Raw genomic sequence first — 24216 nt, 5'->3', positions numbered from 1 at the left:
CCGGGTTGTGTTAATCGGCCATGTTCTCCGCAAGCCAGTGCTCCAGCCAGTGGATGTTGTAGTCACCGCTGTGAAGATCAGGCTCTTGCAGCAAGGCGTGGAACAGAGGCACGGTGGTGTCGATACCGTCCACGATCAGCTCGCCCAAGGCACGTTCCAGACGCGCTAGCGCCTCGGCCCGGTCGCGGCCCTGTACGATCAGCTTGGCAATCAACGAGTCGTAGTAGGGCGGGATCGAATAGCCGTCATAGAGCGCCGAATCCATCCGTACGCCCAGACCACCCGGCGCGTGATACGCTGTGATCTTGCCGGGGCAGGGCGAGAAGTTGGGCAGCTTTTCCGCGTTGATCCGAACTTCGATGGCGTGGCCATTGATCTCCAGATCGTCTTGACCAAACGACATGTCTTCGCCGGCCGCCACGCGGATTTGCTCGCGCACCAGATCGACGCCGAAAATGCCCTCGGTCACCGGGTGTTCCACCTGCAGGCGGGTGTTCATTTCGATGAAATAGAACTCGCCGTTTTCGTACAGGAACTCGATTGTACCCGCGCCGATATAGTTAATCTTGGCCACCGCGTCCGCGCAGACTTTGCCGATCTTGGCGCGTTCCTCGGGGGTGATGCATGGCCCGGGGGCCTCTTCAAACACTTTCTGGTGGCGGCGCTGCAAGGAACAATCGCGTTCGCCCAGATGGACGGCATTGCCCTTGCCATCACCAAAGACCTGAATCTCGATATGGCGGGGCGTGGTAAGGTATTTCTCGATATAGACCTCGTCATTGCCAAAGGCAGCCTTGCCTTCGGCACGCGCGGTCATGAAGGCGCTTTCCATCTCATCCGCGTTCATCGCGACTTTCATGCCGCGTCCGCCGCCACCGGCGGTGGCTTTGATGATGACGGGATAGCCAAATTCCTCGCCGATACGTTTGGCGTCTTCCAGCGTGGGGACGCCGCCGTCGGAACCCGGAACGCAAGGCACGCCCAGTTCTTTCATCGTGTCCTTGGCGGTGATCTTGTCACCCATGACGCGGATATGTTCGGCGGTCGGGCCGATGAAAGTTATGCCATGATCTTCTACGATCTGCACGAACTCGGCATTCTCGGAAAGGAAGCCATAGCCGGGATGGATCGCCTGCGCGCCGGTGATCTCGCAGGCTGAGATGATAGCGGGCACGGACAGATAGCTTTGCGGGCTGGGCGGAGGGCCGATGCAAACCGACTCGTCTGCCATGCGCACATGCATCGCGTCGCTGTCGGCTGTCGAATGCACGGCGACCGTCTTAATCCCCATCTCGCGCGCGGCGCGGATGACGCGCAGGGCGATCTCGCCTCGATTGGCAATCAGGATTTTGTCGAACATGGGCCCGCCTTACTCAACGATGACCAGAGGCGTGCCGAATTCCACAGCGTCGCCGTCGCCCACCAAAATACGCTTGATGGTGCCGGATTTCGGCGCATGGATGTGGTTCATGGTTTTCATCGCTTCCACGATCAGCAGCGTGTCGCCCTCGGACACCGACGCACCGACCGAGATAAAGGCAGGCGCGCCCGGTTCGGGCTGCATGTAAACGGTGCCCACCATAGGCGAGGTTACGGCACCGGGGTGGCTAGCGGGGTCTTCGGCTGCCGCAGGGGCTTCGGCCGGAGCAGCAGCAGGTGCGGCTGCTGGGGCAGCAGCGGGGGCTGCTGCCGGGACGGCAACCTGAACAGGAGCGGCTGCGGCTTGGTTCATGCGGCTGACGCGCACGTTCAGGCTGTCTTCTTCGCCATATTCGCGTTTGACCTGCAACTCGGTCAGGTCGTTTTCGCGTAGCAATTCGGCAAGAGCCTTGATGAATGCCACATCCGCTTCGTGTTTAGTGTCTGTCATGAGTGTCCTCGACGGTTCCCCTTGGCCCGTCTGTGAGTTGCGGGCTTTGATCTGATTACGCAGCGTTATAATCTATGCGTCCAGCCATGAAAAGCGCGTCTCGGCCTGTCTGAACCGGGTTTGGTTAAGTTTTCGGTAGGGAAATAAACCTAGAGCGGCATTCCAGAAAGTTTCGCTACCAATTCCGGTAGTTTTCGCGCTCCGAATTTCTCCAGCAGCCGGGCACGGTAGGCCTCGATGGTGCGGTAACTCAGGCCCAGTTCCACGCCGATTTCCTTGGCCGACAGGCCACGGCAGGACAGGATCGCGACCTCGCGCTCGCGCGTGGTCAACTCGACCAAGGGGCGTTCTTCCGAGATGTCGGAAAAACTCCAGATTCCATGCCGGAATGGGTCGTCCGGCGTTAGGGACCGACCGCGTGCACGGCACCAGAACAGGTCGCCATTGCGCCGCCGCATGACCCGTTCGTCCGTGTAATATCCTGTGTCACGCATCACTTGAAGGCTGCGCGCGCCAATCCGTTCCCAATCCGCGACCGAGGGGTAAAGGTGCAGCAGAGGCATGTTGCGGTACTCGAATTCTTCCCCGCCAAAGGTGCGGGCGAATTGCAAGTTGCACCGTCGGATGATCCGGTTCTCCAGCTCGACAAGGCCGATTGGGGCATATTCGAAGGCGGGGTCGCTCATCCCGCTATGGTGCCGGGATTTTAGTGGGATGAGAAGGGGGAAGGCCGGGAATATGTTCCTGGCTTGATCTGTGATTTTGTTAAGGTTGTAAATATGGTGGGAAAATTTGACTATAAGTAATAGAAATATATCAAGAGTTCCGAAAATTCCACGGACAATGACAGGGAAAGTGCAGCTATGAGGGACGCGCTGACAGGAAGTCGAATCCGCGAAAGGCGTCAGATCGCTGGTCTGCGTCAGGCCGAACTGGCGCGCCGTGTGGGTATTTCGGCTTCTTACCTGAACCTGATCGAACATAATCGCCGCCGGATCGGGGGGAAATTGCTGGTCGATATTGCGGCGGCTCTGTCGGTTGAGCCTTCGGTCTTGACGCAGGGGATCGAAGCCACCCTAATCTCGGCCCTGCGTGAGGCAGCGGTAGACGCAGTTGGTCAGCAGGCTGAGGTTGATGCGCTTGAGGAATTTGCTGGGCGGTTTCCCGGTTGGGCGGGGGTTCTGGCGCAGATGCACCGCCGGGTAGTTTCGCTGGAACGCACCGTTGAAACCCTGTCCGACCGTCTGACCCATGACCCGCATTTGGCGGCCTCGATGCACGAGGTGCTGTCGACCGCCGCCGCGATTCGGTCCACAGCTGCCATTCTGGCTGAAACGCATGAGATTGAGCCTGAATGGCAGGATCGATTCCACCGCAACCTTCACCAGGATGCGGAGAGGTTGGCAGATAGCTCCAAATCGCTGGTGGCTTACCTGGACGACACCGAAACCGCCGATGATCGGCGCGGGGTGCCGCTGGAAGATGTTGAGGCGTTCTTTGAACGTCACGACCATCATTTCCCCGAGATCGAGGCTGGTGCGGACCCTGCAGACTTGGACCTGAGCGGTTTTGATTCGACGGCGGCCCGGACTGTGACCCGCGGGTTTCTGGACGTCTATGCAACCGATGCACGTGCTATGCCTTTGGACGCGGTGAAAGCGGTGCTGGACGGTGCAGAGCCAGACCCGCTGAAACTGGCTGCTCAATTCAACGTGGATATCGCGACCGTCCTGCGGCGACTTGCGGCTTTGCCCGAAGGCGTGCTGCGGCGACCGACAGGGCTGGTTATTTGCGATGCATCCGGCAGCATCCTGTTCACCAAATCCGTTCCGGGCTTTGCAATGCCCCGATTTGGCGAGGCCTGCCCCCTTTGGCCCCTGTTTCAGGCGCTGAATCGCCCTCTGGTTCCGATCCGTCGCCGGATCGTGCAGCTTGGTCGCTCGGCTGCCGAGTTCGATTGCTTTGCCTACGCGTGGCCGCAAGGGGTCGCAGGCTACGATGATGCGCCTGTTTACCATTCGGTCATGTTGGTCCGGTCGGTTGAAGAGGGTCAGCCCAGTGATCAGGCCGTCGCACGTGTAGGTCCCAGTTGCCGGGTGTGCCCCAACGATGATTGCGCGTCGCGCCGCGAACCATCGATTCTGAGCGAAGGTTTTTGACAGTTTCCCGACAGACGGCGTAAGCTGGCGCTGACGGTTTGTGGATGGATGATCCGTCTCGGGGAGGAATACGACAAATGAGCCGCAAGGTTCTGTTGATTGAGGATGAGCCCAACATTGCCGAGGCCATTCGGTTCCTGTTGACGCGTGAGGGTTGGCAGGTCGAAACGCACTCGGAAGGGACGGACGCGATCGAGGTGATCCAGGGCGCACAGCCTGATCTGGTGATTCTTGATGTCATGTTGCCGGGCAAAAGTGGCATGGACATTCTGCGTGACCTGCGCGAACTGGACGATATGCGCAGCTTGCCGGTTTTGATGCTGACCGCACGCGGGCAATCGCGCGACCGCGAGATGGCTGAAAATGCTGGGGTCAGCCGCTTTATGACTAAGCCGTTTTCCAATGCCGAGGTGCTGACAGCCGTACGCGACTTGCACGCTCAGGCCACGCAATCATGAGCAACGGCGGGGATCGACAGCCTCCGGGCGTTCGGCCTTCGCTGTTTCTGGAACGCCAGAGTTACCGCCGCCGCCGGCTGATGGACGCCGCGCGACTGCTTCCGATTCTGGGGGCCGCGCTGATCGCCATTCCGTTGCTTTGGCCGGAATCCGAAGGCGACAACGGTGTGCCCCTGTCCTCGGCCATGTTCTACATTTTCTTTTGCTGGGGCCTGCTGATCGGGGTCAGCTTGATCTTTGGCTTCGCAGCTAGGCGCAGCGCTAGCCGAGATGACGCCGAATCGGATGCGGACAAATGGCAACGCTGAACGTTCTAATCCTTGTATGTCTGGGCTATGTCGTGCTGTTGTTTGGCGTCGCTTTTGCGGCGGACCGGTTGGCGGCGGCAGGCAAGGGTGCGTGGTTGCGCTCACCTCTGATCTATACGCTGTCTCTGTCAATCTATTGTACTGCCTGGACTTTTTACGGCGCTGTAGGCAATGCTGCCCGCTCGGGGCTGGAATTCGTTACGATCTATCTTGGCCCCACGCTGGTGATGATCAGCTGGTGGTGGGGTTTACGCAAACTGGTGCGGGTGGGGCGCAGTCAGCGGGTGACGTCAATCGCCGACCTGATCTCGTCCCGGTATGGCAAGTCGAACACGCTGGCAATCGGCGTGACCATACTGGCTGTGCTAGGCGGCACGCCTTATATCGCGCTGCAACTGCAATCCATCACTCTGTCCTTTTCGATCTTTGCCGAGGCCGACCCCACAGGGCTTTACCGCGAAGGATCAAGCGTGTTTTGGGTTGCGGCAGGGCTGGCTGTTTTTGCCATTTTGTTTGGAACGCGAAATCTGGACGCCAACGAGCGCCACCACGGCGTGGTCACTGCAATTGCGGTTGAATCCGTCGTCAAACTTTTTGCGCTTCTGGCGGTGGGCATCTTTGTTGTCTGGGGCATTGCCGGCGGTGTCGCGCCAATGATGGACCGTATTGACGCCTCGGAGATAGGTCAGTGGAACGTCGATGCCGGTCGCTGGACAACCTTTGTCTTTCTGTCCGCTGCGGCCTTTGTCTGTCTGCCCCGCATGTTTCAGGTCATGGTCGTCGAGAACGCAGATGAAGCGCATCTGAGGACTGCCGCCTGGGCCTTTCCGCTATATCTTCTGTTGATGAGCCTGTTCGTGGTGCCGATCGCCGTGGTCGGGCTTGACCTGTTGCCCGACGGCTCGAACCCCGATCTGTTTGTGCTGACGGTACCGCTGTCGCAGGGCAATGAATGGCTGGCCATGCTGTCATTTATCGGAGGATTTTCGTCGGCCACATCCATGGTGATCGTCACCGCCATGGCGCTGTCGACTATGGTGTCGAACCATGTGGTTATGCCCATTTGGCTGAGCACGCAGGAAGGGGGCGGACCTGTCTCGGGCGATGTGCGCAACGTTGTTTTGATGGCGCGACGCGTGTCTATCGCGGTGATCATGGCGTTTGGGTACTATTATTACCGATTGTCAGGAGGAGGAGCGGCGCTTGCGTCAATCGGGTTGGTGGCTTTTGCCGGAATTTCGCAAATTTTACCCGCTTTGGTCGGCGGGTTGTTCTGGAGAGGGGCCACGCGGACGGGCGCGCTTGTGGGGCTGACGACCGGGTTTCTGCTTTGGATATATACGTTGTTGCTGCCCGGAATGGGCGGTGTCCTGATGACCGACAGCGTCTTGCAGCACGGACCTTTCGGGCTGGGCTGGTTACGCCCGCAGGCGCTGTTCGGGATCGAGGGCATGGATCCAATGGTCCACGCGGTGATGTGGTCGCTGTCGTTGAACACGGTGGCGTTCTGCGTGGCTTCGCTGCTGAGCTTTCCCAGCCCGCTGGAACGGTTGCAGGGCGCGCAATTCGTCAATGTATTTGACCATTCCGTTGCCCCACGTGGCTGGAGTGGATCGGTCGCACAAAGCGAAGACCTGATGATCATGACCCAGCGGATTCTTGGGGCCGGTCCTGCGCAGGAATTCTTTCAGGCCGAAGCCCAACAACAGGGTGGCCGCACGCGCCTACCCGAGCCGACACCTGCCTTTCTGGAGCGGCTGGAACGGGAACTTAGCGGTTCGGTCGGGGCGGCGACGGCCCACGCGATGATCGGTCAGATCGTGGGAGGCTCGTCGGTTTCGGTCGAAGACCTGCTGGCGGTGGCCGACGAATCGGCGCAATTGTTGGAATATTCCAGCCAGCTTGAGGTGAAGTCAGCCGAACTCAGCCGCACTGCACGGCAACTGCGCGAGGCCAATACCAAGCTGACCCAAATCTCAGAGCAGAAAGACAGTTTCCTCAGCCAGGTCAGCCATGAATTGCGCACCCCCATGACCTCGATCCGGGCGTTTTCCGAGATCATGCGCGACACGGACGGGCTGAGCGTCCAGGAACAGACGCGCTATGCCGCCATCATCCATGACGAGGCGCTGCGCCTGACGCGGCTGCTGGACGATTTGTTGGACCTCAGCGTTCTGGAAAGCGGTCGGGTCAGTTTGAACATGGGTGGCGATACGCTGCGGTCCGTGCTGGATCGGGCTGTTTCCAGCGCTTTGGCCGGAGGAAGCCATACTTTGACCGTTCGGCGTTCCATCACGTCTGAACGCCTGCCGCTCCATACCGATCTTGATCGTCTGGGGCAGGTCTTCATCAATCTGATCACGAACGCCCAGAAGTATTGCGACGCGGATGAGCCGGTTCTGACGATTTCCGCCCATGATGTAGGGGGACAAGTCGTGGTCGATTTCACCGATAACGGCAGCGGCATTCCTCCCGAGGCGCAGTCGATGGTGTTCGAGAAATTCGCTCGGATCGGCGGTGACAAAGCCGGCGGGGCGGGATTGGGTCTGGCGATCTGCCGGGAAATCATGCAGCGCCTTGGCGGAGAGATCACCTACTTGCCCGGTCAAGGCGGCGCAGCGTTCCGCGTTCGCGTGCCGTTGGCCTATCGGCAGGCCGCGCAATAGCTTTTTTGTAAAGACATTGGTAACTGCCGCTGGGTTAGACCAGAGAAGATGAAGTAAATTGGCGGTTTAGGCTATGGCACAACCGGTCAACGCGGTGTTGGCGCGCAAACTCTCGGTCGGGCAAGAAGGGCAGGGGGATGGCCCTCGTTCTGCCCTGCGCGCTTTTCGGCTGGGGTTTGCCCGCGCCGCGGGGGATCGGTTGAACTTACCTCTTTCAGTCATCGGGGCGAAGCAGTCAGCAAGATCTCCGGATGTACTGGGCGATTTTGCAGGCGACGATTGGTTGTTGTTGCGCTTCTCAGATCCCGATGGGGTCGCGGCAGCGGTATGTATGGATATCGGGGTGGTATCGGCCATCCTTCAAGTGCAAACGATCGGAGAGGTCATGCCTGACCCTCCTTCCGGTCGCTCGTTCACAGACACGGATGCCGCCATGGTCGCGCCAATGGTCGAAGAGGCACTGCGTCGCGCCGATGCTTTAGCCGATCCCACTGGCGGCCAGCCTGGCCTAACCGGTTATGAATTCAAAGCCCGTCTTGCTGATATGCGATCGTTGTCCCTGGCCATGGTTGAGGACGCATATTTGACCTTTGATCTGACGGTCGAATTGAGTGGCGGGTTGCGTCAGGGCCATATTGCACTGCTTTTGCCCGAGCGGGCGGGCACGGATGCTGAAATTGTGCCAGAAGACCCCTCGGGGCCGAGCCTGGAGCAGGCAACCGGGGTTGTGCGGGCCGAATTGAACACGGTGATTTGCCGAATGACCCTGCCGCTGGCTGCATTGTCGGGGCTCTCGGCGGGCGATGTATTGCCGCTTACCGGCTCCCGGTTGGATCGGGCCGAGGTTCTGACCATAGATCGCACCCGTGCCGCGGTCGGACGATTGGGCCAATGTGGCGGGATGCGAGCAGTGCGGTTAAATGAATATGCACCACTGCCAGCACTGGCCAATACCGAAGAGTTTCTGGAAGCCCGGTTGGCCACCGAGCAACCTCACCACGCAGAAACAGCGAGGCAAGAAAGTCAGCCCTCGATAAAGGAGCCCGATCTGACAGCAGAGACACTGGAATTCAACGACTCTGATCAGATCGCCGCCGAAATTTCCAAACTCGCTGGTTTGGAAAACAACCCGGATGCATTTGGGTAAAGCGGTAGATCAGTCTGTCGAGCCGCGAATTTGGTCCAGCGTCGGGCGCAGGTTCTCCAGTGCGTAACCCGCCTTGGTTGTGGCCTCTAGAATGTCATCGGTGCTCATCCGGTCACATTGTCCCAAGGCCCAGACAACCGAGCATCGCGTGCCAGAGGCGCAATAGGCCAGAACCGGCCCGGTGCAGTTTTCGGCAAGGTCACGCTGACGGGTCACGTTTTCCGGCGTCATCGTCTGGTGGGTCAGTTCCAGAACCTCATATTCCAGCCCTGCCGCCCGAACAGCCTGACCGATTGCGTCAGACTGCATATCGACCGGCACCTCAGTATTCGGGCGGTTGCAGATAACCTTCACGAAACCTGCATCGACAATGGCTGGGACATCCTCGACCGTGATTTGCGGCGAGACGGCGTAGCGGGGGGTGATGGGGCGAATCTCCATCCTGTTTGATTAGGCCGCGTTGGCCGCCCTGTCCAGTTTCGACCCCACCGCAGGGGCCGCATACATCCCCGCAATCATCGCAAGAAGGAACACAATCCCGCCAACTCCCCCATATGAGATCGACGCAATGGCCGGTCCAGGGCACAGGCCCGACAGCCCCCAACCCATCCCGAACATAACCGAGCCGATGATCAGGTTGCGGTCAAGCTCGGGAGCGGATGGGGCCGGAAACGTCCCGCCAGTCAACGGGCGGCGGTGCTCGGCCAGTCGCCAGGCAAAGAACATGGGCACGATCGCGCCGCCCATCACAAAGGCCAGCGTCGGGTCCCAATTTCCGAAAATGTCCAACCAACCCTGAACTTTGGTGGTGTCGGTCATGCCCGACAAAAGCAGCCCCGCGCCGAAAAGGGACCCTGCGAGGAGGGAAATCACCATACGCATCAGATCAACCCCAGCAGGTGGCGCAGGAACACCAAGATTACGGCACCGGCGCCAATATAAATTACCGTCGCCACGATGCCGCGCAGCGAAAACCGGGAGATGCCGCAAACCCCATGCCCCGACGTGCAGCCATTGGCGATCCGAGTGCCGACCCCAACCAGCAGGCCCGCAATAATGACGACCGAGAGGTTGCCTGTCAGATGTGTCGCGGGCGCGGGAGATAGAAGCAGGCTGAGAATCAAGGGCATTCCGACAAGTCCTGCGATAAAGGCCAGTCGCTCTTTTGTACGGTCCGAGCCGTCGATCAGCCCGCCTAAAATACCGCTGGCCCCCATGATGCGACCGTTACCCAACAGGTAAATGGCAGCGCCCAACCCGATCATCAGGCCGCCGCCAAATCCCCAAATCCATTCCGTTTGCATTGTTTGCCCTTTCGACGGATCGTTACAGCTTGTTCAGTGGAACCTTCAGAAAAACATCGCCTTTTTCGTCCGCTGGTGGCATCTGGCCGGCCCGCATGTTAACTTGAAGGGAAGGAAGGATCAGACGCGGCATTCCCAGGGTCGCATCGCGCGCATCCCGCATCTCGACGAATTCTTCGATCGGGCGGCCCTGACCGATATGCACGTTCAGCGCCTTTTGTTCGCCCACGGTGGTTTCCCACGCGAATTCATCGCGGCCGGGGGCTTTGTAGTCGTGACCAACAAAGATCCGAGTCTCGTCGGGCAGGGAAAGGATCTTTTGAATCGAGTCATATAAGACCTCCGAGGACCCACCGGGAAAGTCACAGCGCGCGGTTCCGAAATCGGGCATGAACAGGGTATCGCCGACAAAAGCCGCATCGCCGATCACATAGGTCATGCAAGCCGGAGTGTGGCCGGGCGTATGCAGGACATCACCCCGCATCTGGCCGATGTGAAAACTGTCGCCTTGGCGGAACAGGGCGTCGAATTGGCTGCCATCGCGCTGAAACTCGGTCCCTTCGTTGAAGATTTTGCCGAAGGTTTCCTGAATGGTGACGATCTGGTCGCCGATGCCAATTTTCCCACCCAGTTCCTGCTGAAGGTAAGGCGCAGCCGACAGGTGGTCGGCATGGACATGACTTTCCAAAATCCATTCAACCTTCAGCCCGTTGGCGCGGACATGGCTGATGATCTCGTCGGCCGAACTGGTGCTCGTGCGACCCGAGGCATGGTCGAAATCCAGAACGCTGTCGATAATCGCGCAGGCTGTGCCTTCGGGTTCTTGCACCAGATAGGACACCGTGAATGTATCGGTGTCGAAAAATGCCTTGACCTTGGGTGTCATCTTGCCCTCCGCTTGTCTTTCTCTTTATATAGTAAGTCTGGAATATATCGCAATCAAGCTTGCGTGACTTGATGCCTGTCAAGGCAGATTAGCCGGAAATCGACTAGACTTTAACCGTTCCGCAATTCGCCGCCGATTTTGCCTTACGTAACGGCAAGTTTATGCGCGACCGCGGGCGTGGATCAGCTAGTCTTAAAACAGTTACCTATATGGGTGTAGTCAGACAGCATTTGGGAGGATGACGATGTCTACAAGCAATTTGTATTCCGAAGCCGCACAACTGGAAGAAAAGTTGCAGGGTGCCTGTCTGGAAACTCGTCTGGCCTTGCAGCCTCGCGTTACAAAGGTAATTGAGCGGATGCGCCAGCAGGGCGTTCACGTGCCATCGCGGCTGCGTCGCCTGGATGCGGCCCTTTGCGAAGATGCAATGGAAGCGCAGTTCGACAACTTGCCAGTATGACGTAAAGGTTTAGCTGAACGAAATTCCAAGGATCACCAGCATCAGGCCCAGGACCGACAAAAACAGGGATGCCAGATTCCACGGCAGAACCCCCTGAACAACGGCGCGCAGTTCATCATCAGACAGGCCCGATTTGCGGGCCTTCATCACGCGCAGGATACACCAGACCAGCCCCAGGAGACCGGCAAGCGACAGGGCGGCTCCGCCCCAGGTGATGAGTTCGAACATTTGGCCTCGCAATCTTTTGCTGATGCGCATTGCGCTTACCGGATCGCATTGTGGCGCACAAGCCCGGCCTGCGATTGACCGCTTGCGGCGCCGGCGGGTGCGATGTATCCGGCATATTGCCGCTGCCACCGCGGCCGGACCGCAACCTCTGGGAGAGACGTAGATGGAAGATATGACCGAAGACCAGGCCACCGCCAATTACCGCGTGACCGCCGGAGAACTGCGCCAATTTATCGAGCGGTTCGAGCGTCTGGATGCCGAGAAAAAAGACATCGCAGAGCAGCAGAAAGAGGTTATGGCCGAAGCCAAGGCCCGCGGCTACGACACCAAGGTGATGCGCAAGGTCATTGCCCTACGTAAACGCGACAAGGACGACATCGCCGAGGAAGAGGCGGTCCTTGAAATGTACAAAGAAGCGCTTGGCATGAGCTAAAGGCCCTTTGCAAACGCCCACACCCGGCGTTTGCCCATCCCTCTGTACCTAGAGGGGCGCGTTGCGCGGGCTCAGAACCTGAATCCCGCTCATATTTGCCAACCGAGCTACGTCCTGTTCGTACAGCTCCGAGAATGCATCAACGATTTCTGCGTTCCATCCGGGAAGCTCAAGCTCCTCTTCAAGCCTGTCCGTTTCGGCGTGTTCCTCAAAAATGTGGAACAACTGGACCTGAAGGGCTTCAGGATCGTTGGCTTCAGTGTCCAAGGCTGCCTGCGCCAGAACTTGCCCCTCTGCAGTCAACAACGACAAGATCAGGTCATATTCTCCGGTCAGGGCTGCGGTTTCTGGTATCCCGCTGACTTGGCGCACAACATTGCCCCAGATGAGGGGGGTGTCTTCGTTGCACCAAAGCGTAATCTTCACATCCGGGGCGAGATCACGAATATCCTCGATCATGCCAATCCAGCTCAGACAGCTTAGATCTGTTGTGCGCAGAATCTCTTCCCGATCTGGGTCGGGCAGGGCCATCAGCAGTTTCGGGATGAAACTGCCCGGATTTCTAAGGGCGAAATACAGATTTATAGGTTCTTCTGGAAAGGCCTGCTGCAACAGCGCCATCCTGCGCCCGGCATCGGGATAAAGTTGGCCGTCGCGCAGAAGATTCTCCTGATCACCGACGAAATTGTCGTTCAGGAAAATGGCACGCTTGGTCGCCGCGTCCACAGGCAAGGCCAGTCGCATTTTCTTGATTGCGTCAGGTGACAGAGTTCGAATATCCGGCCCGCCGAAATTCGGTTTGAAATACTGACGATACCGACGAGGGCCAAAGAACCGCGCGCCACACTCGCTGAGCAACGCACCATTCGCCTGAAGCGACCTTTGCAGCCGCCCCTGATCCGTAAAAGCGGCCCCAGCGTGGATCGCAAACTGCATATCCGGCTCTCGTCCCTGCATCTTCTTGCCTCGTTTGTCGGGTTACAGGTTGCAACCCGCGCAGTCAAACCCGCCTCAACTAACCCTTCGCTTGCCTCGCCAACGACGAAACAAGAATTTCCCTAAGTTGCGGTGAAATTTCGGGCTTGCAGTCGCGCGGCAGAGAAAGTAATCGACACCCAGTGCCCCTATAGCTCAGCTGGTAGAGCAACTGATTTGTAATCAGTAGGTCCGCGGTTCGAGTCCGTGTGGGGGCACCATGAAATTCCCTAAAAAACTGAGTCTTAACACCTATCAGGGTGATTTGACCCAGTGCAGTAAGTCCAGAATGGGTCGGAATTTGGGACGTTTTCGGTTTTGCCTTAGGCTGCGTTTAGCAACTCGCGCGCTTTGTCTGACGTGGTCAGATTCGCGAACTTGGCGGTTTTTTGTGTCGGAGTGACCGTCGAGTGACCTAAGAGATGAGACACTTCCTCAGGTCGCATACCTTTGTTCAGCATCCGAGTTGCATAGGTATCTCTGCAGGAGTGAATTGTTGCCGCTCCTTTCTCCGCCAACACACGGGCACTGGAGGCGCAGTTGTCCGTTAGGCTTGCCGCTTGGGTTTGACGGCCCGGTCCATTGAGACGAAAGGCTTTGGTTGCTCAGGGAGCCTTGTAAAAAACGTCGTAGAGCCGGTCGCTGATTGGGACTAACACGGACTTCTTGGTTTTGTGGCCCCGGTTGCCGATCGCTCTGTTTTCCAGATCATATCTGCTTACTCGACCAGAATGGCTTCAATCAGCCTTAAACCTTTATTTTTTAGGTAGTCGAACAGATCGACCGCCTTCTGATATGCGGCGTTTCCCTCAGATGCCTTGGCGTTGGGAAACTGGGGAATGGCATTTTCTTTGGTTTCAGAAAAAACTTGGCATTTCACTAAGCCACGATCGAATTCAGTATCCAGGTCAGGGTTCACCTTGTTCTTCTTTTTGCAAAAGTTGTTCACTCGCTTGAGAAAGCGAAGTTCGACTCTAGTCGTGTTTGCCGTCATACCTTCTGCCCGACGTGCCATCCTTAGGTGATCCACGTCGCCACCGGTCCAAGGAGAAAGAGGACGGTCAGGATCAAGCGACCAGTGGCCGTGGAAGACCTTGGTCAGCCCTAGCATTTGATGCATGTTGTATTGGTAGCTGTCCTTGGTCCGGCTTTGGACACTGGCCACCGTGAGCGCGGAGGCGTCTCGGAGCGTTATCTCCGGCTTCTCGCCATGTTGGCGAATGTCCATGACCTTGTTGTATTCCGCCGGCATGACGCGTTTAGCAACAGCCTAGTCTTTGCGCTTGGTACTGGCCTTGTACTCTTTGCCGCCGATCATGAACTTGTCGAAGTACGGGCTGTCATTGGTTTGAAGATATTCATTGGGCTCTTTCTTTAGACACAAAGAAGACCCAGCGCATCCGAACTTGGGCACGCTAAATCGATCCGCTTTGCGCTGGGCATGCAGAGGTCAGGTCTTCAGGTGTGGATTTTGGTTTGGGTTGTTGGTTCTGCTGGTTCAGCAAGTTTTTCAGTTGTCCCTTGTGCAAGGCATCCAAGAAGTTCGCTACTTCCCGGCTGCTTAGGTTGCCAAGAGCGACCAATGCATGTCGGGATGTTATTCTTGGGTTCAAAGACGCACCCAGATATAGCGATCCAAATTGAGAGGTTCGTCAAGTGTTACCCATAGGTTCGAAGGTACTGCCACATTGCCAAGTTCCATTTGCTTGATCATAGTGTGGTGTTCGACGCCCAATGCCTTGGCCAAAGCCTTTAGAGTGTATCCCTTTTTCAGTCGGACATCTTTGAGACGCGCAGCCAAGTTGCTTCGGTTGGGGCCACCCGCTGTCGCCGTGCTCCTGTCCGAAGTGATCGCACGTGCCGAGTGGTCAGGCATCCGCAAGTATTAAATCGCTCGCCTTTTCACCGATCATGATCGCAGGTGCGTTGGTGTTTCCGCTGACGATTTCTGGCATGATCGAGCAATCAGCGACCCGCAGATTTTCTATTCCGTTGACTTTCAGTTTGGGGTCTACGACTGCATCGCCCGACGCGCCCATCGCGCAAGTGCCCGTCGGATGGTAAATCGAAACAGAATTCGACCGTGCCCAGTCCAGTGTGCCTTCGTAATCATCGCAGGATAGCTGCGCGTCAGGCCGGAACTCTTCCGAAATTTTTGACGCTAATGGGTTATGTCGTGCAATCCTTCGAGCGATGTTCACACCGTCCACGATCGTCCGGCAGTCGGTTTCCGTAGACAGGTAATTCGGGAAGATTTTGACATATTCAGATGGATCGGGCCCATTTAAATGCAGCTCGCCTCGGCTTTCCGGGCGCAATTGGCAAACCGACATGGTAAAGGCAGAAAACGGGTGTACCCCCTCGCCAGGACTGTCCGCCGACCACGGCTGGACGTGGAACTGGATATCGGGCGTTTGCACTTCGGGGCGCGTTTTCAGAAACCCGGTGGCAAGGCTAGCGGCCATGGTCATGGGACCTGCGCGGAACAACGCATATTTTAGCGCAATCCGGGCCTGATTGAACAGGCTACGCACTTCGTCATTCAGCGTGGGCTCGTTGCATTTGAATACAAGTCGCGCCTGCAGGTGATCCTGCAAACCTTTGCCAACGCGAGGCAACGCGTGGATCGGCTCAATCCCGTTATCCTTCAAGTGATCGGGATCACCAATGCCCGATAGCATCAATATCTGCGGCGAGTTGATTGCTCCGCCGGACAGAATGATCTCGCGACGAACGGTGATTTTCTGCACAGCTCCAGATCGGTCGCGATATTCCAGTCCGGTCGCTTTTTTGCCGTTAAATGTGACGTGCGACACCATAGCGTGGGTGATGATATTCAGATTGGTGCGGTCGCGGACCGGCTTGAGATAAGCCACCGCAGCGCTGCACCTGCGACCGTTGCGCGTCGTCAGTTGAAAATACCCGACGCCTTCTTGTTCCGCACCGTTGTAGTCCGGGTTGAACGGATAGCCCGCGGATTGCGCAGCGGCGACCCAGGCGTCGCAGATCGGACGTTGTATACGCATATTCGATACTGACAGCGGGCCGCCTGTGCCGTGAAAGGCATCCTCGCCGCGTTCCTGATCTTCGCTGCGTTTGAATAGGGGCAGCAAATCTTCCCATCCCCAGCCGACATTGCCCATCTGGCGCCAGCGGTCGTAGTCCTCTTTTTGTCCGCGTACATAAAGGAGACCGTTTAGCGAGGATGATCCACCCAGTACTTTGCCGCGCGGCCAGTCGATGGAACGACCGTTCAACCCTGGGTCGGGTTCGGTGCGGTAGCACCAGTCGACCGACGGATTGTGCATGGTTTTGAAATACCCAACTGGGATGTGAATCCACGGGTTCGTATCTGGCCCGCCCGCTTCAAGCAGGGCGACTTTGGTGTTGGGATCAGCGCTTAGGCGGTTGGCAATGACACAGCCAGAAGACCCCGCCCCGACAACCGCATAATCCACTTCCATGACCGTCTCCTCCCAAATTCGTCAAAAAACTCTATGCAAATTGCCAGAACTATACTAGCATTTTTTGATACAAAACGTCTCAATAATTGCGAAACGGGAGGATAGCAATGGAGATCGGACGGAAACTGAGTGGCATTTCACGGCGGGATTTCTTCCGTGTGGCAGGGCGCTATGGCATGAGCTCGACTCTGCTGGCAGCTGGTGGGTTTGGCGGCGCGATGAGCCTCGCCAATCTGGCGCAAGCCGCTGAGTCAAATTATGAAAAGAGGTTTTCGAAGGAGCCCAAACACACGCTGAAATTCGGTGCGGCCGGCTTCAATACCCGCAACCTTTTGATCGAACGGGCCGGTGCCATCGAGTTCGCGCGCGACCTCGAAGAGCGTACAGACGGTGAGATTCGCATCGAGTTCATCGGCGACAACCAGATCTGCGGTCAGCTGAGCTGCGTCGAGAAGACTCAGCAGGGAATCGTCGACATCTATGCCGCTTCAACCCAGAACTCGGCAGGCGGCGCGCCGTATTTGAACGTGTTGGACTATGCCTATATGTTCCCCAGCCGCGCAGCGCAGTATCATTTCTTTTACAGCCCCGCCAGTCAGCGCATCTTACGAGACCCCCTTGAGAAGCGCCATGGGCTGAAGTTCTTGTTCACCCATTGTGAACTGCGTGGCCTTCAGATGGGTTCTAACTTTGCAGACAAACCAACTGTTACAAAGCTGGAAGAGTTGTTCGGTACTAAGAACCGCGTGACCGGCACACAACTTGGTCGGATCGCAATGCAACTGCTGAACCTGAACCCAGTGCCTGTCGCGTGGGAAGAGACGTTGGATGCGTTGAAAACTGGTCTGATCGATGGGGCCGAGACTTGGGCCTCTGCCGTGGCTTATGCCAACATGGCCCCAGTTGTGTCGCAGTCGGTGAACCTCAAGTTCTTCTGTGGTACCGAACACACCTCGATGTCAGCAAAAGTGTTCGACAGCCTGAGCGGAGAGCTTCAGGATGCCGTCATGGAATCCTCGTACTTCACACAAGCGCTCATTCAAGGTGCGAACGAGGCTGCGTTGCTGAACACCGTGGGCTTCTCGGACCCGCAACTGCCGAACACGATCTTTGCCGAAAACGGTGTACGGGCCGCGTTCCTGGCTGATGATCAGATCAAATTGGCCGAAGAAATGTGTGCGCCAAACTACAACCCTGAACCCTGGGCGCAATGGCGTGAGCGTCTGAACAACTGGGCAGGTGGCATCGATACCTATCAGGAAATCTACGACATCGCGCGCGAGATTCCGGCGGATATGCTGCCTGAGAATGTCGAACCCCGCCGTTGGTGGATGGGCACTGCCTAATTAAACTGAACGAACCGGTCCTTTCGCGGGCCGGTTCCACTAAACACCGACTGGGAGGACGGGGTTCATGTCGCTGTGGGCAGATATTGGGGCAATTTTCAGCGCCTTACTCAGCCGGGATTCATTCGAGATTCAAACCGCACTGCGGTCTGACGCGGCTTGGGTAGTCGGAACGGTGGTCGCCGCGCTCGGCGGTTTGCTAATCATGATGATCTACCGAAAAGTACCGTTCATCGAGCGCCAGCTTGAACGCTCGGTCATGGTGTACTCCTATCTGGCCATCGCGCTGATCATCTTTTGGGGTGTTATAGACAGGTTTGTGTTCAACGATCAGGAACCGTGGTCGACGACCATCCCGCCGTTGTTGTTCATGGTGATGGCCTGGTTTGGCGCGTCTTACAACGTGCGCCTGCGTACACATCTGAGCTTTACTGAATTTCGCACGGGGATGCCGCGCGGCGCGCAGCTGGCCTGTCTGATATTGGACGCTGTTCTTTGGTTCATTTTCGCAGTCATTGTCATCGTGACAACGACACGTCTGGTGGCGCTTTCGGCTTCGAATTTTCAGATCGTGCTCGGAACCGACAACATCATGCAATGGTGGTTCCTTCTGGCCGCGCCGCTGTCGTTCTTCCTAATGGTTGGGCGGGTGTTTCAGAACCTGGCAGATGATTTTGACAACTGGAAAACAGGTAAGCCACTGCTTCAGCAGGCGGTGATAGGATCGGACTGATGGCGGACGGAACCTGGGTAACTCTGATCTCGATAGGGGTCACTTTTCTGTTCATGCTGGGCGTGCCGGTTCTGCTGGTCATCAGCTATTGGGTGATCGGCTGTTCTTTTGTCCTTGGCCTGACGCTGGACAATATGGGAGCGGAACTCTTGAACGTGTTCAACAAGGGCTTCGCCCTGTTGGCGATGCCATTATTCATTCTGACCGGTGACCTGATCAACAAATCCGGTATTGCGCGCCGGCTAAGCGACTTTGCCTATGCCTGTCTGGGCTGGATACGCGGCGGGCTTGCGATGGCCTCGCTGGGGGCGTGCGGGTTGTTCGCGGCGATTTCCGGCTCAAACTCGGCCACCACCGCGACGATCGGGTCGATGCTGCACCCGGAAATGGTCAAGGGCGGTTATGACGAGCGCTTTAGTGCCGCAACCGCTGCTGCGGGTGGCACGGTCGGCATCATCATACCGCCGTCCATTATTTTCATCGTCTACGGGTTCCTGATGAACCTGCCAATCTCCGAGCTGTTCGTGGCCGGCATTCTGCCCGGCGCGCTGATGGTGATGGGCATGCAACTGGCCTGTTGGATCATCTGCCGCGTCAACGGTTGGGGCTATCTGATCCCGTTGCAACTTAACCGCATCCTGAAAACCGCCTTTGGCGCTTGGCTTGGGTTCTTTGCCATCGGCCTAGTACTGTGGGGCATCTACACCGGCAAGTTTTCACCCACCGAAGCCGCCGGCGTGACTGTCGGATTCTGTGTGATTGCCGGGCTGGTCAGCTATCCGATTAACCGCATCATGGGCGCGCGCAACAATATTCCGCCGACCGAGAAAACCTATGCCGAGATGTTCGTCGTTGAAGGGTTTACCATCCCCGAGATCCCCTCGATCGTGATCCGATCTGCGCAGATCACTGGTATCCTTGCACCGCTGATTGCAGTGTCTGTCGTGATGCAGCAAATCCTGTCGTTGCTGGGGGCGCAGCAGACGATCGGTGATTTTGTCACCTCAATGGGCGGGTACCACGCCGTGTTGTTTACCTCGATGGTGATCGTATTCTTTTCCGGCATGGTGTTGGAAAGCCTACCTGTCACGATCATTCTTGCGCCGATCCTGGCCCCCATAGCAGCGTCTGTTGGCGTCGATCCAATCCATTTCTCGGTGATCTTTCTGGTTGGGGCATCCATCGGTTTCATCACCCCGCCCTATGGATTGAACTTGTACGTGGCGTCCGGCGTGACCGGCGTGCCCTATTTCAGATTGTTGCGCTACACGGTGCCGTATCTAGTGGCTTTGCTATCAGTTTGGATACTGGTGTCACTGGTACCTGATCTGGCCTTGATCCTGCTGCCAAACAACTAGAATGTACCGGGATGGCCTATACTGATGCACCCGAAAAAGAAACTCAGATACCGACAAACCTGCGCCTATTGGTGATCCTTGAGGAAATCGCCCGGCGTGGGGTCGCGGTAAAGCCATCGGATTTAATCGAAACTCTGGGCTTGGCAAAACCGACGATCCATCGCCTGCTGCAAACCGCCGAAGCTGAAGGGTTTCTGCAGCGCGATCTGGATGGGCGGTCTTTCGGACCGGGGCCTCGCCTGCGCCAGCTTTCCGTGAATACAGTGTCATCGGAACATCTTCGTACCGCGCGACTAGCAATTTTGCGCAGCGTGGCGGATGAGATCGGCGAAACGTGCAATCTGGCGATCCCCGACCGCGAAGGGATGATCTATCTTGACCGGGTCGAAACAAAGTGGCCTTTGCGCATTCAATTGCCGATCGGGACGCAAGTGCCGTTTCACTGCACCGCTAGCGGCAAGATGTACTTGTCGACGCTTAGGCAACAAGTTCTGGACGGTTATCTGGCCGCTGGAAGGCTGGACGCCCAGACGCCGCATACACTGACCGAACCGGAGGCATTGCGGGCCGAAATGCACCGGATTTCTGCCAGAAATTATTCGACTGATGACGAAGAATTCATGTCCGGCATGACCGCTGTTGCCGTGCCAATTCAGGACGAGACGGGCAGGTTGGTCGCCACTTTGTCGGTTCATGCCCCAACGCAACGTCATGAACTGCAAGGGTTGCTCGAATTCCTTCCTGTCCTGAATGGTGGAGCCGAAAAGTTGTCGAACCTTCTTTGTTCCTGATTGGCTCTTTGCAGTGCTGTAGCAAATTTTTTTGCCTACACCGGTATTGTTCGCGCCCCTATCTATTTTCCAGATATCAACAACCTTCACCCGCTTACGCGGGCTCAAGGAAAGTCGGTTGTTTGAATGTATATCGCCTCTGAGAGTCCCGAAATTTCAGCCGAATTGCCGAGTTAAGTTTCCGTGGGCGTCGGTTGGAATTTCCAAATCGTGAGTTCCGCCCTTCTTTTTGCTCTCTACCTAGCGCGTAGACGGCTCATCGTAACGGGCGTGATCCCCAAAAAGGATGCTATCAACGAATGAGTGAAAATGTCTTCATAGCTAGGGAAGGCTTGGCGGAACCAGTTCAGCCGCTCCGCCCCGTCAAGAGCGGCGAGACACCATTCGCGTTCCGCCTTTTCACTCAATGCGTCTCGTAGAATACCATTTGCCCAGTTTCGGATTGGTTCAGACTCAATCATCAGGTTCGTAAGCCGATCAGTATTGATCCAATAAAGCGAGGCGTCTTTGGTTGCCTCGATGGACACAAGGGACACTCCATCCCGCGTTCGCGCGATATTCGGCGTGACAACGCAAGGACCTACATGGAACCCAACGCATACTTCCTTGCCTTCTTGGTCACAAATGCTGCTGGCTAGGCACCCATCCAAAAGAATGAACTCATCTGATTCAGGTTGTTCTTGGTGGGCAAGGCGCGCGCCCTTGTTCAAACGCTTACTTCTCCACTGAGACGCAAAACCGTCTGCAAAACTCATATCAGGCAGGTCAAGAGACTGTGCGAGAAATTTCCGTAGATCCATCTTGGTTTGCCTTATCAAATGATAATGCGTGTGGCTTCACCCAAGGGCAACTTGGCACAGATCAAGGAGTTCCCAAAATGATTCACACAATTCTTTCAAGGTACATCGGTTTTGCCGCCGTTGGCTGCGGGTTGACTGCTTTAGTCATCTACGTGCTGATGATCAGCGTCACGCTTGCTCACATCGAAGCTGTCTCGGGGCACGTCCCATTCGACATGCGTCCGCTCGGCTACACTCCCAAAGACGCCGCGTCGCTTCTTGAAGCCTTAAGAGCGGAAGGGCGCGAGTATTATCTCAGTTACCAGCTCTCTCTGGATACATTTTACCCGGCTATGCTCGCGCTGACTTTGATAACCACGTTTAGCTGGTTCGGGCGACGTATGCCCGACAGCAAGCTTGTTCGCTCTGGCATAATTCTCTCGGTTGGCTGCGCCTTGTTCGACTATTTCGAAAACATTGGAATCGCGGCCATGATTTGGAGTTGGCCAGAGGTATCAAGTGCACTGGTGTATGCCGCCAGTACAGCCACAATTGTTAAATCGGCCCTGACAACTTTGGCTGTATTGCTTTCGCTTCTGACTGGGTTTCTCTGGGCGCGTCTCCCCAAAGCGGACCTTTGTCCCCAGGCGGACAATGGCGACTTCGTCCGCACAGCGGACGCTCACTGAATTCTGCTGAACGTCTGCACCGAGCCCAAAGCAGGCGCTCATTGCATTACCCTGAACAGCCAGTTTGCGTGAGTATCTGAATTTGCGAAGGGGCGCACGATGACAGAGAATGACTGAATAAATACCTATCAGGCGTTTGCGCTGATCACGGCTGAAACCTTGTGATAACAGCGGTTCCTGGGGAAGTTGGTCCATTCATTGCGCGGAGTTCATTGCTGGCTTCTTCCAATCGGACCTCTCTGGCGACCATTGGCTGGATATCTACTTCGCCACGCTCGATCATTCCTAGAAGGCGTGGGTATTTCCACGAAGGCATACCACGAGTGCCGAAAAACGAGAGTTGTTTGGAATAGATTGCACGCATGTTTACCTGCATCTGGCCGTCGCCCGAAGGCATACCAATTTGCACGTGTCGACCAAGTATGGCGAGACACTCTAAGGATGCGTTCGTCGTTGTTTCGATCCCCAGCGCTTCTATGGAAACCTGTGCTCCTCCATCCGTGATATCTAGGATCGCTGCTGCGGCGTCTTCTTTGCTGGCATTTACTGTAGCGTCTGCGCCGTTGAGCTTTGCATGCTCAAGTTTCTCATCGACCACATCCACTACGACAACTCGGCATCCAAGCATTTTTGCCAATAGAAGAACGGACAAGCCAATACCTCCTGTACCGTGGACAGCCACCCATTCACCAGCTGCGACATCTGCGCGGTCTGTCAAAGCATGCCAAGCAGTGGTTACACGACACCCGAGCCCTGCCGCCAAGGAAGGAGAGAGCGTTTCTGGCAAGTGAACCAAGTTATGGTCAAACGGCACAGCGACATATTCTGCGTAGGCACCTGGCGTTCCAAATCCTGGAACGATTTGGTAAGCACAAGTGTTTGATACGCCTGTTTGACAAGCGTTGCAGCTGCCGCAACCCAAGATGAATGGCGCTATGAGGCGGTCACCAACACTGTGCTTCGCTTGAGGCCCTGCCTCTACCACAGTTCCACAATATTCGTGCCCTAAGATGGAGCCATTTTGAACTTTGGGGTGCGCGCCAGACCATCCATGGTAATCCGAGCGGCATACTCCACAGGCTGCGACCTCCAGGACCACTCCATTGTCTGGGCAGGTTGGATCCGGGACCGTCTCAATCGAAAGATCTTCACAAAACTTTCTTACGACTGCAGCTCGCACTTATCGCTCCTAAAGATTCGGTTTCTTTGATCCAGCAATTCGGTTCGGTCGAGTCTAGACAGGCCTATCGCCTTTCACGGTCACACGTCGCCCTTTTCTCTCAGCGGGCCAATAGTCCCAGATCGCACGATGCATACAGCACCGGTTGTCCCAAAAGGCCATGTCGTTAAGTGACCACCTGAACCGGATTTGATAGTTGATCTGTTCCGCATGCTCGAAAAGCATGTTGAGGATCGCGTCGCTTTCCTTTTCCGACAAGCCCAAAATCTTTGTTGTAAATGTTCGATTCACAAACAGCGACTTTCGGCCCGTTTCCGGATGGGTCCTAACGATCGGATGAACTGCTTCGGGACAGTCAATTTCGCTGTCTTTTTGCCCCCGGTCGCTATAGCGGCCTTTGTAGATATGCTCGGAACTATGAAGTGCAGATAACCCGTTGATCATATCTTTTATCGGTTCCGAAAGATCATCGTAGGCCGCATACATATCACTGAACATGGTATCCCCGCCACAGGGTGGTGCAATATGGATTTGCAGCATAGTTCCAAGGGGCGGTGTCTCATCGCAAGAGACGTCAGAGTGCCAGAACTCACCGTTTGCTACCTTGGAATTCTTAGTTGCATGTATTTCGAAAATCTCCGGATACCCGTCCATCGTTGGGGCTGCGGGGTGTGCGTGAAGCGGCCCAAAGCGTTTCCCAAATTCAATGTGCTGCGCAGGTGGTATTTCCTTCTGCTCTTTGAAGAACAGCACCTGGTAGGTGTGAAAAGCGTCGCAGATCTCTGCAAACTGGTCGTCAGGCACAGGCCGGCTTAGGTCGACTCCGTAGATCTCAGCCCCGAGGTTTGGAGCGAAGGGTTTGGCGACGATGGAAGTATAGGCGTTGGATTTGGGAGCAACCATAAGCACCTCTGGGTTTGGTTTCATAAGGCGTGCTGTGTGCATGGTACACATCAACAAAAATGAACAAAAACGAAAAATC

27 protein-coding genes, 1 tRNA gene and 1 pseudogene are annotated in these 24216 nt (G+C 56.4%); 13 read left to right on the top strand and 16 right to left on the bottom strand.

All coding sequences use genetic code 11. The features are described from left to right. Positions 1-10: 10 nt before the first annotated feature. The 3 genes from accC to ACR0C5_RS03855 all read right to left on the bottom strand — a co-directional run bounded on the left by accC (position 11) and on the right by ACR0C5_RS03855 (position 2556). The gene (accC, locus tag ACR0C5_RS03865) at positions 11-1360 is read right to left on the bottom strand and encodes an acetyl-CoA carboxylase biotin carboxylase subunit (protein WP_170782801.1); all 1350 of its coding nucleotides are present in this window, start codon (positions 1358-1360) and stop codon (positions 11-13) included. 9 nt (positions 1361-1369) lie between these two features. After that, the gene (gene accB, locus ACR0C5_RS03860) at positions 1370-1870 is read right to left on the bottom strand and encodes an acetyl-CoA carboxylase biotin carboxyl carrier protein (RefSeq protein ID WP_170770065.1); all 501 of its coding nucleotides are present in this window, start codon (positions 1868-1870) and stop codon (positions 1370-1372) included. Between the two features lie 149 nt (positions 1871-2019). Continuing rightward, the gene (locus ACR0C5_RS03855) at positions 2020-2556 is read right to left on the bottom strand and encodes a LuxR C-terminal-related transcriptional regulator (RefSeq protein WP_170770066.1); all 537 of its coding nucleotides are present in this window, start codon (positions 2554-2556) and stop codon (positions 2020-2022) included. A gap of 177 nt (positions 2557-2733) precedes the next feature. Between ACR0C5_RS03855 and ACR0C5_RS03850 the strand changes: the two genes are divergently transcribed. The 5 genes from ACR0C5_RS03850 to ACR0C5_RS03830 all read left to right on the top strand — a co-directional run bounded on the left by ACR0C5_RS03850 (position 2734) and on the right by ACR0C5_RS03830 (position 8608). Then, positions 2734-4029, top strand: a complete 1296-nt coding sequence (locus tag ACR0C5_RS03850) for a helix-turn-helix domain-containing protein (protein WP_480874663.1) — start codon at positions 2734-2736, stop codon at positions 4027-4029. A gap of 77 nt (positions 4030-4106) precedes the next feature. Beyond that, entirely contained in the window at positions 4107-4487 is a 381-nt protein-coding gene (locus ACR0C5_RS03845; RefSeq protein ID WP_170770068.1) for a response regulator transcription factor, read from the top strand. Further along, entirely contained in the window at positions 4484-4795 is a 312-nt protein-coding gene (locus ACR0C5_RS03840; protein ID WP_170770069.1) for a hypothetical protein, read from the top strand. Before ACR0C5_RS03845 ends, ACR0C5_RS03840 begins: the two co-directional genes overlap by 4 nt. Next, positions 4783-7461 carry an ATP-binding protein gene (locus ACR0C5_RS03835; protein ID WP_480874660.1) on the top strand — a complete coding sequence of 893 codons (2679 nt, stop codon included), beginning with the start codon at positions 4783-4785 and terminating at the stop codon, positions 7459-7461. Before ACR0C5_RS03840 ends, ACR0C5_RS03835 begins: the two co-directional genes overlap by 13 nt. 73 nt (positions 7462-7534) lie before the next feature. Next, the gene (locus ACR0C5_RS03830) at positions 7535-8608 is read left to right on the top strand and encodes a FliM/FliN family flagellar motor C-terminal domain-containing protein (protein WP_480502731.1); all 1074 of its coding nucleotides are present in this window, start codon (positions 7535-7537) and stop codon (positions 8606-8608) included. A gap of 9 nt (positions 8609-8617) precedes the next feature. On the opposite strand, the gene ACR0C5_RS03825 is transcribed toward ACR0C5_RS03830, so the two are convergent. From ACR0C5_RS03825 to ACR0C5_RS03810, 4 genes are read right to left on the bottom strand one after another with little or no spacing between them, the layout of a single operon-like run. Next, positions 8618-9049 carry a protein tyrosine phosphatase family protein gene (locus ACR0C5_RS03825; protein ID WP_170790448.1) on the bottom strand — a complete coding sequence of 144 codons (432 nt, stop codon included), beginning with the start codon at positions 9047-9049 and terminating at the stop codon, positions 8618-8620. Between the two features lie 9 nt (positions 9050-9058). Continuing rightward, entirely contained in the window at positions 9059-9490 is a 432-nt protein-coding gene (locus tag ACR0C5_RS03820; RefSeq protein ID WP_170770073.1) for a DUF6691 family protein, read from the bottom strand. Beyond that, positions 9490-9912 carry a YeeE/YedE family protein gene (locus tag ACR0C5_RS03815; protein ID WP_170790449.1) on the bottom strand — a complete coding sequence of 141 codons (423 nt, stop codon included), beginning with the start codon at positions 9910-9912 and terminating at the stop codon, positions 9490-9492. The genes ACR0C5_RS03820 and ACR0C5_RS03815 overlap by 1 nt, the downstream gene beginning before the upstream one ends. 22 nt (positions 9913-9934) lie before the next feature. After that, the gene (locus tag ACR0C5_RS03810) at positions 9935-10798 is read right to left on the bottom strand and encodes an MBL fold metallo-hydrolase (protein ID WP_170770075.1); all 864 of its coding nucleotides are present in this window, start codon (positions 10796-10798) and stop codon (positions 9935-9937) included. A 244-nt stretch (positions 10799-11042) separates the two neighbouring features. Here ACR0C5_RS03810 and ACR0C5_RS03805 point away from each other — a divergent pair, with 244 nt between their 5' ends. After that, positions 11043-11258, top strand: a complete 216-nt coding sequence (locus tag ACR0C5_RS03805) for a hypothetical protein (protein WP_480874656.1) — start codon at positions 11043-11045, stop codon at positions 11256-11258. A 9-nt stretch (positions 11259-11267) separates the two neighbouring features. Here the strand turns inward: ACR0C5_RS03805 and ACR0C5_RS03800 are convergent, their stop codons facing one another. Beyond that, on the bottom strand, positions 11268-11486 hold the full coding sequence (locus ACR0C5_RS03800) for a hypothetical protein (RefSeq protein WP_170770077.1): 219 nt from the start codon (positions 11484-11486) through the stop codon (positions 11268-11270). 163 nt (positions 11487-11649) lie between these two features. On the opposite strand from ACR0C5_RS03800, the gene ACR0C5_RS03795 reads away from it, so the two are divergent. Continuing rightward, positions 11650-11919, top strand: coding sequence for a DUF2312 domain-containing protein (locus ACR0C5_RS03795; protein ID WP_170614681.1), 270 nt, complete (start codon positions 11650-11652; stop codon positions 11917-11919). A gap of 48 nt (positions 11920-11967) precedes the next feature. Here ACR0C5_RS03795 and ACR0C5_RS03790 read toward each other — a convergent pair whose 3' ends face one another. After that, the gene (locus ACR0C5_RS03790) at positions 11968-12876 is read right to left on the bottom strand and encodes a hypothetical protein (protein WP_480874653.1); all 909 of its coding nucleotides are present in this window, start codon (positions 12874-12876) and stop codon (positions 11968-11970) included. Between the two features lie 163 nt (positions 12877-13039). On the opposite strand from ACR0C5_RS03790, the gene ACR0C5_RS03785 reads away from it, so the two are divergent. After that, positions 13040-13115, top strand: a tRNA-Thr gene (locus ACR0C5_RS03785). A 102-nt stretch (positions 13116-13217) separates the two neighbouring features. On the opposite strand, the gene ACR0C5_RS03780 is transcribed toward ACR0C5_RS03785, so the two are convergent. The 3 genes from ACR0C5_RS03780 to ACR0C5_RS03770 all read right to left on the bottom strand — a co-directional run bounded on the left by ACR0C5_RS03780 (position 13218) and on the right by ACR0C5_RS03770 (position 16358). Beyond that, on the bottom strand, positions 13218-13415 hold the full coding sequence (locus tag ACR0C5_RS03780) for a tyrosine-type recombinase/integrase (protein ID WP_480874651.1): 198 nt from the start codon (positions 13413-13415) through the stop codon (positions 13218-13220). A 197-nt stretch (positions 13416-13612) separates the two neighbouring features. After that, positions 13613-14146, bottom strand: a complete 534-nt coding sequence (locus ACR0C5_RS03775) for a hypothetical protein (protein ID WP_480874648.1) — start codon at positions 14144-14146, stop codon at positions 13613-13615. Positions 14147-14762: 616 nt separating this feature from the next. After that, positions 14763-16358 carry a GMC family oxidoreductase gene (locus ACR0C5_RS03770; protein ID WP_480874645.1) on the bottom strand — a complete coding sequence of 532 codons (1596 nt, stop codon included), beginning with the start codon at positions 16356-16358 and terminating at the stop codon, positions 14763-14765. A 107-nt stretch (positions 16359-16465) separates the two neighbouring features. Here ACR0C5_RS03770 and ACR0C5_RS03765 point away from each other — a divergent pair, with 107 nt between their 5' ends. From ACR0C5_RS03765 to ACR0C5_RS03750, 4 genes are all read left to right on the top strand, one after another. After that, complete coding sequence (locus tag ACR0C5_RS03765) at positions 16466-17704, top strand: TRAP transporter substrate-binding protein (protein ID WP_170770083.1); 1239 nt, start codon at positions 16466-16468, stop codon at positions 17702-17704. A 67-nt stretch (positions 17705-17771) separates the two neighbouring features. Next, a complete protein-coding gene (locus ACR0C5_RS03760) occupies positions 17772-18437 on the top strand; it encodes a TRAP transporter small permease (protein WP_170770084.1) in 666 nt (221 codons plus the stop codon). Next, positions 18437-19795: a TRAP transporter large permease gene (locus tag ACR0C5_RS03755; RefSeq protein WP_480874641.1), complete on the top strand. Its 1359-nt coding sequence runs from the start codon at positions 18437-18439 to the stop codon at positions 19793-19795. Before ACR0C5_RS03760 ends, ACR0C5_RS03755 begins: the two co-directional genes overlap by 1 nt. An 11-nt stretch (positions 19796-19806) precedes the next feature. Further along, positions 19807-20586, top strand: a complete 780-nt coding sequence (locus ACR0C5_RS03750; RefSeq protein ID WP_170788973.1) for an IclR family transcriptional regulator — start codon at positions 19807-19809, stop codon at positions 20584-20586. 236 nt (positions 20587-20822) lie between these two features. Here the strand turns inward: ACR0C5_RS03750 and ACR0C5_RS03745 are convergent, their stop codons facing one another. Further along, positions 20823-21386, bottom strand: a complete 564-nt coding sequence (locus tag ACR0C5_RS03745; RefSeq protein WP_480874639.1) for a Crp/Fnr family transcriptional regulator — start codon at positions 21384-21386, stop codon at positions 20823-20825. A 77-nt stretch (positions 21387-21463) separates the two neighbouring features. Between ACR0C5_RS03745 and ACR0C5_RS03740 the strand changes: the two genes are divergently transcribed. Continuing rightward, complete coding sequence (locus ACR0C5_RS03740; protein ID WP_480874636.1) at positions 21464-22054, top strand: hypothetical protein; 591 nt, start codon at positions 21464-21466, stop codon at positions 22052-22054. Between the two features lie 145 nt (positions 22055-22199). Here the strand turns inward: ACR0C5_RS03740 and ACR0C5_RS03735 are convergent, their stop codons facing one another. From ACR0C5_RS03735 to ACR0C5_RS03725, 3 genes and pseudogenes are all read right to left on the bottom strand, one after another. Then, positions 22200-22706, bottom strand: coding sequence for a zinc-binding dehydrogenase (locus ACR0C5_RS03735; RefSeq protein ID WP_480502894.1), 507 nt, complete (start codon positions 22704-22706; stop codon positions 22200-22202). Positions 22707-22844: 138 nt separating this feature from the next. Next, positions 22845-23153: pseudogene (locus tag ACR0C5_RS03730) on the bottom strand (alcohol dehydrogenase catalytic domain-containing protein); the annotation flags it as partial. A 135-nt stretch (positions 23154-23288) separates the two neighbouring features. Then, the gene (locus ACR0C5_RS03725; RefSeq protein ID WP_170770091.1) at positions 23289-24137 is read right to left on the bottom strand and encodes a TauD/TfdA dioxygenase family protein; all 849 of its coding nucleotides are present in this window, start codon (positions 24135-24137) and stop codon (positions 23289-23291) included. Positions 24138-24216 lie beyond the last annotated feature (79 nt).

Source organism: Ruegeria sp. N8 (assembly GCF_056531325.1).
The sequence above is the reverse complement of the archived record's forward strand: the minus strand, read 5'-3'. Positions and strand labels throughout refer to the sequence as shown.

Bases quoted from the DNA above. Each gene is read 5' to 3' on its own strand.
- accC (WP_170782801.1), bottom strand. From the start codon at position 1,360: ATGTTCGACAAAATCCTGATTGCCAATCGAGGCGAGATCGCCCTGCGC.
- accB (WP_170770065.1), bottom strand. From the start codon at position 1,870: ATGACAGACACTAAACACGAAGCGGATGTGGCATTCATCAAGGCTCTT.
- ACR0C5_RS03855 (WP_170770066.1), bottom strand. From the start codon at position 2,556: ATGAGCGACCCCGCCTTCGAATATGCCCCAATCGGCCTTGTCGAGCTG.
- ACR0C5_RS03850 (WP_480874663.1), top strand. From the start codon at position 2,734: ATGAGGGACGCGCTGACAGGAAGTCGAATCCGCGAAAGGCGTCAGATC.
- ACR0C5_RS03845 (WP_170770068.1), top strand. From the start codon at position 4,107: ATGAGCCGCAAGGTTCTGTTGATTGAGGATGAGCCCAACATTGCCGAG.
- ACR0C5_RS03840 (WP_170770069.1), top strand. From the start codon at position 4,484: ATGAGCAACGGCGGGGATCGACAGCCTCCGGGCGTTCGGCCTTCGCTG.
- ACR0C5_RS03835 (WP_480874660.1), top strand. From the start codon at position 4,783: ATGGCAACGCTGAACGTTCTAATCCTTGTATGTCTGGGCTATGTCGTG.
- ACR0C5_RS03830 (WP_480502731.1), top strand. From the start codon at position 7,535: ATGGCACAACCGGTCAACGCGGTGTTGGCGCGCAAACTCTCGGTCGGG.
- ACR0C5_RS03825 (WP_170790448.1), bottom strand. From the start codon at position 9,049: ATGGAGATTCGCCCCATCACCCCCCGCTACGCCGTCTCGCCGCAAATC.
- ACR0C5_RS03820 (WP_170770073.1), bottom strand. From the start codon at position 9,490: ATGCGTATGGTGATTTCCCTCCTCGCAGGGTCCCTTTTCGGCGCGGGG.
- ACR0C5_RS03815 (WP_170790449.1), bottom strand. From the start codon at position 9,912: ATGCAAACGGAATGGATTTGGGGATTTGGCGGCGGCCTGATGATCGGG.
- ACR0C5_RS03810 (WP_170770075.1), bottom strand. From the start codon at position 10,798: ATGACACCCAAGGTCAAGGCATTTTTCGACACCGATACATTCACGGTG.
- ACR0C5_RS03805 (WP_480874656.1), top strand. From the start codon at position 11,043: ATGTCTACAAGCAATTTGTATTCCGAAGCCGCACAACTGGAAGAAAAG.
- ACR0C5_RS03800 (WP_170770077.1), bottom strand. From the start codon at position 11,486: ATGTTCGAACTCATCACCTGGGGCGGAGCCGCCCTGTCGCTTGCCGGT.
- ACR0C5_RS03795 (WP_170614681.1), top strand. From the start codon at position 11,650: ATGGAAGATATGACCGAAGACCAGGCCACCGCCAATTACCGCGTGACC.
- ACR0C5_RS03790 (WP_480874653.1), bottom strand. From the start codon at position 12,876: ATGCAGGGACGAGAGCCGGATATGCAGTTTGCGATCCACGCTGGGGCC.
- ACR0C5_RS03775 (WP_480874648.1), bottom strand. From the start codon at position 14,146: ATGCCGGCGGAATACAACAAGGTCATGGACATTCGCCAACATGGCGAG.
- ACR0C5_RS03770 (WP_480874645.1), bottom strand. From the start codon at position 16,358: ATGGAAGTGGATTATGCGGTTGTCGGGGCGGGGTCTTCTGGCTGTGTC.
- ACR0C5_RS03765 (WP_170770083.1), top strand. From the start codon at position 16,466: ATGGAGATCGGACGGAAACTGAGTGGCATTTCACGGCGGGATTTCTTC.
- ACR0C5_RS03760 (WP_170770084.1), top strand. From the start codon at position 17,772: ATGTCGCTGTGGGCAGATATTGGGGCAATTTTCAGCGCCTTACTCAGC.
- ACR0C5_RS03755 (WP_480874641.1), top strand. From the start codon at position 18,437: ATGGCGGACGGAACCTGGGTAACTCTGATCTCGATAGGGGTCACTTTT.
- ACR0C5_RS03750 (WP_170788973.1), top strand. From the start codon at position 19,807: ATGGCCTATACTGATGCACCCGAAAAAGAAACTCAGATACCGACAAAC.
- ACR0C5_RS03745 (WP_480874639.1), bottom strand. From the start codon at position 21,386: ATGGATCTACGGAAATTTCTCGCACAGTCTCTTGACCTGCCTGATATG.
- ACR0C5_RS03740 (WP_480874636.1), top strand. From the start codon at position 21,464: ATGATTCACACAATTCTTTCAAGGTACATCGGTTTTGCCGCCGTTGGC.
- ACR0C5_RS03725 (WP_170770091.1), bottom strand. From the start codon at position 24,137: ATGGTTGCTCCCAAATCCAACGCCTATACTTCCATCGTCGCCAAACCC.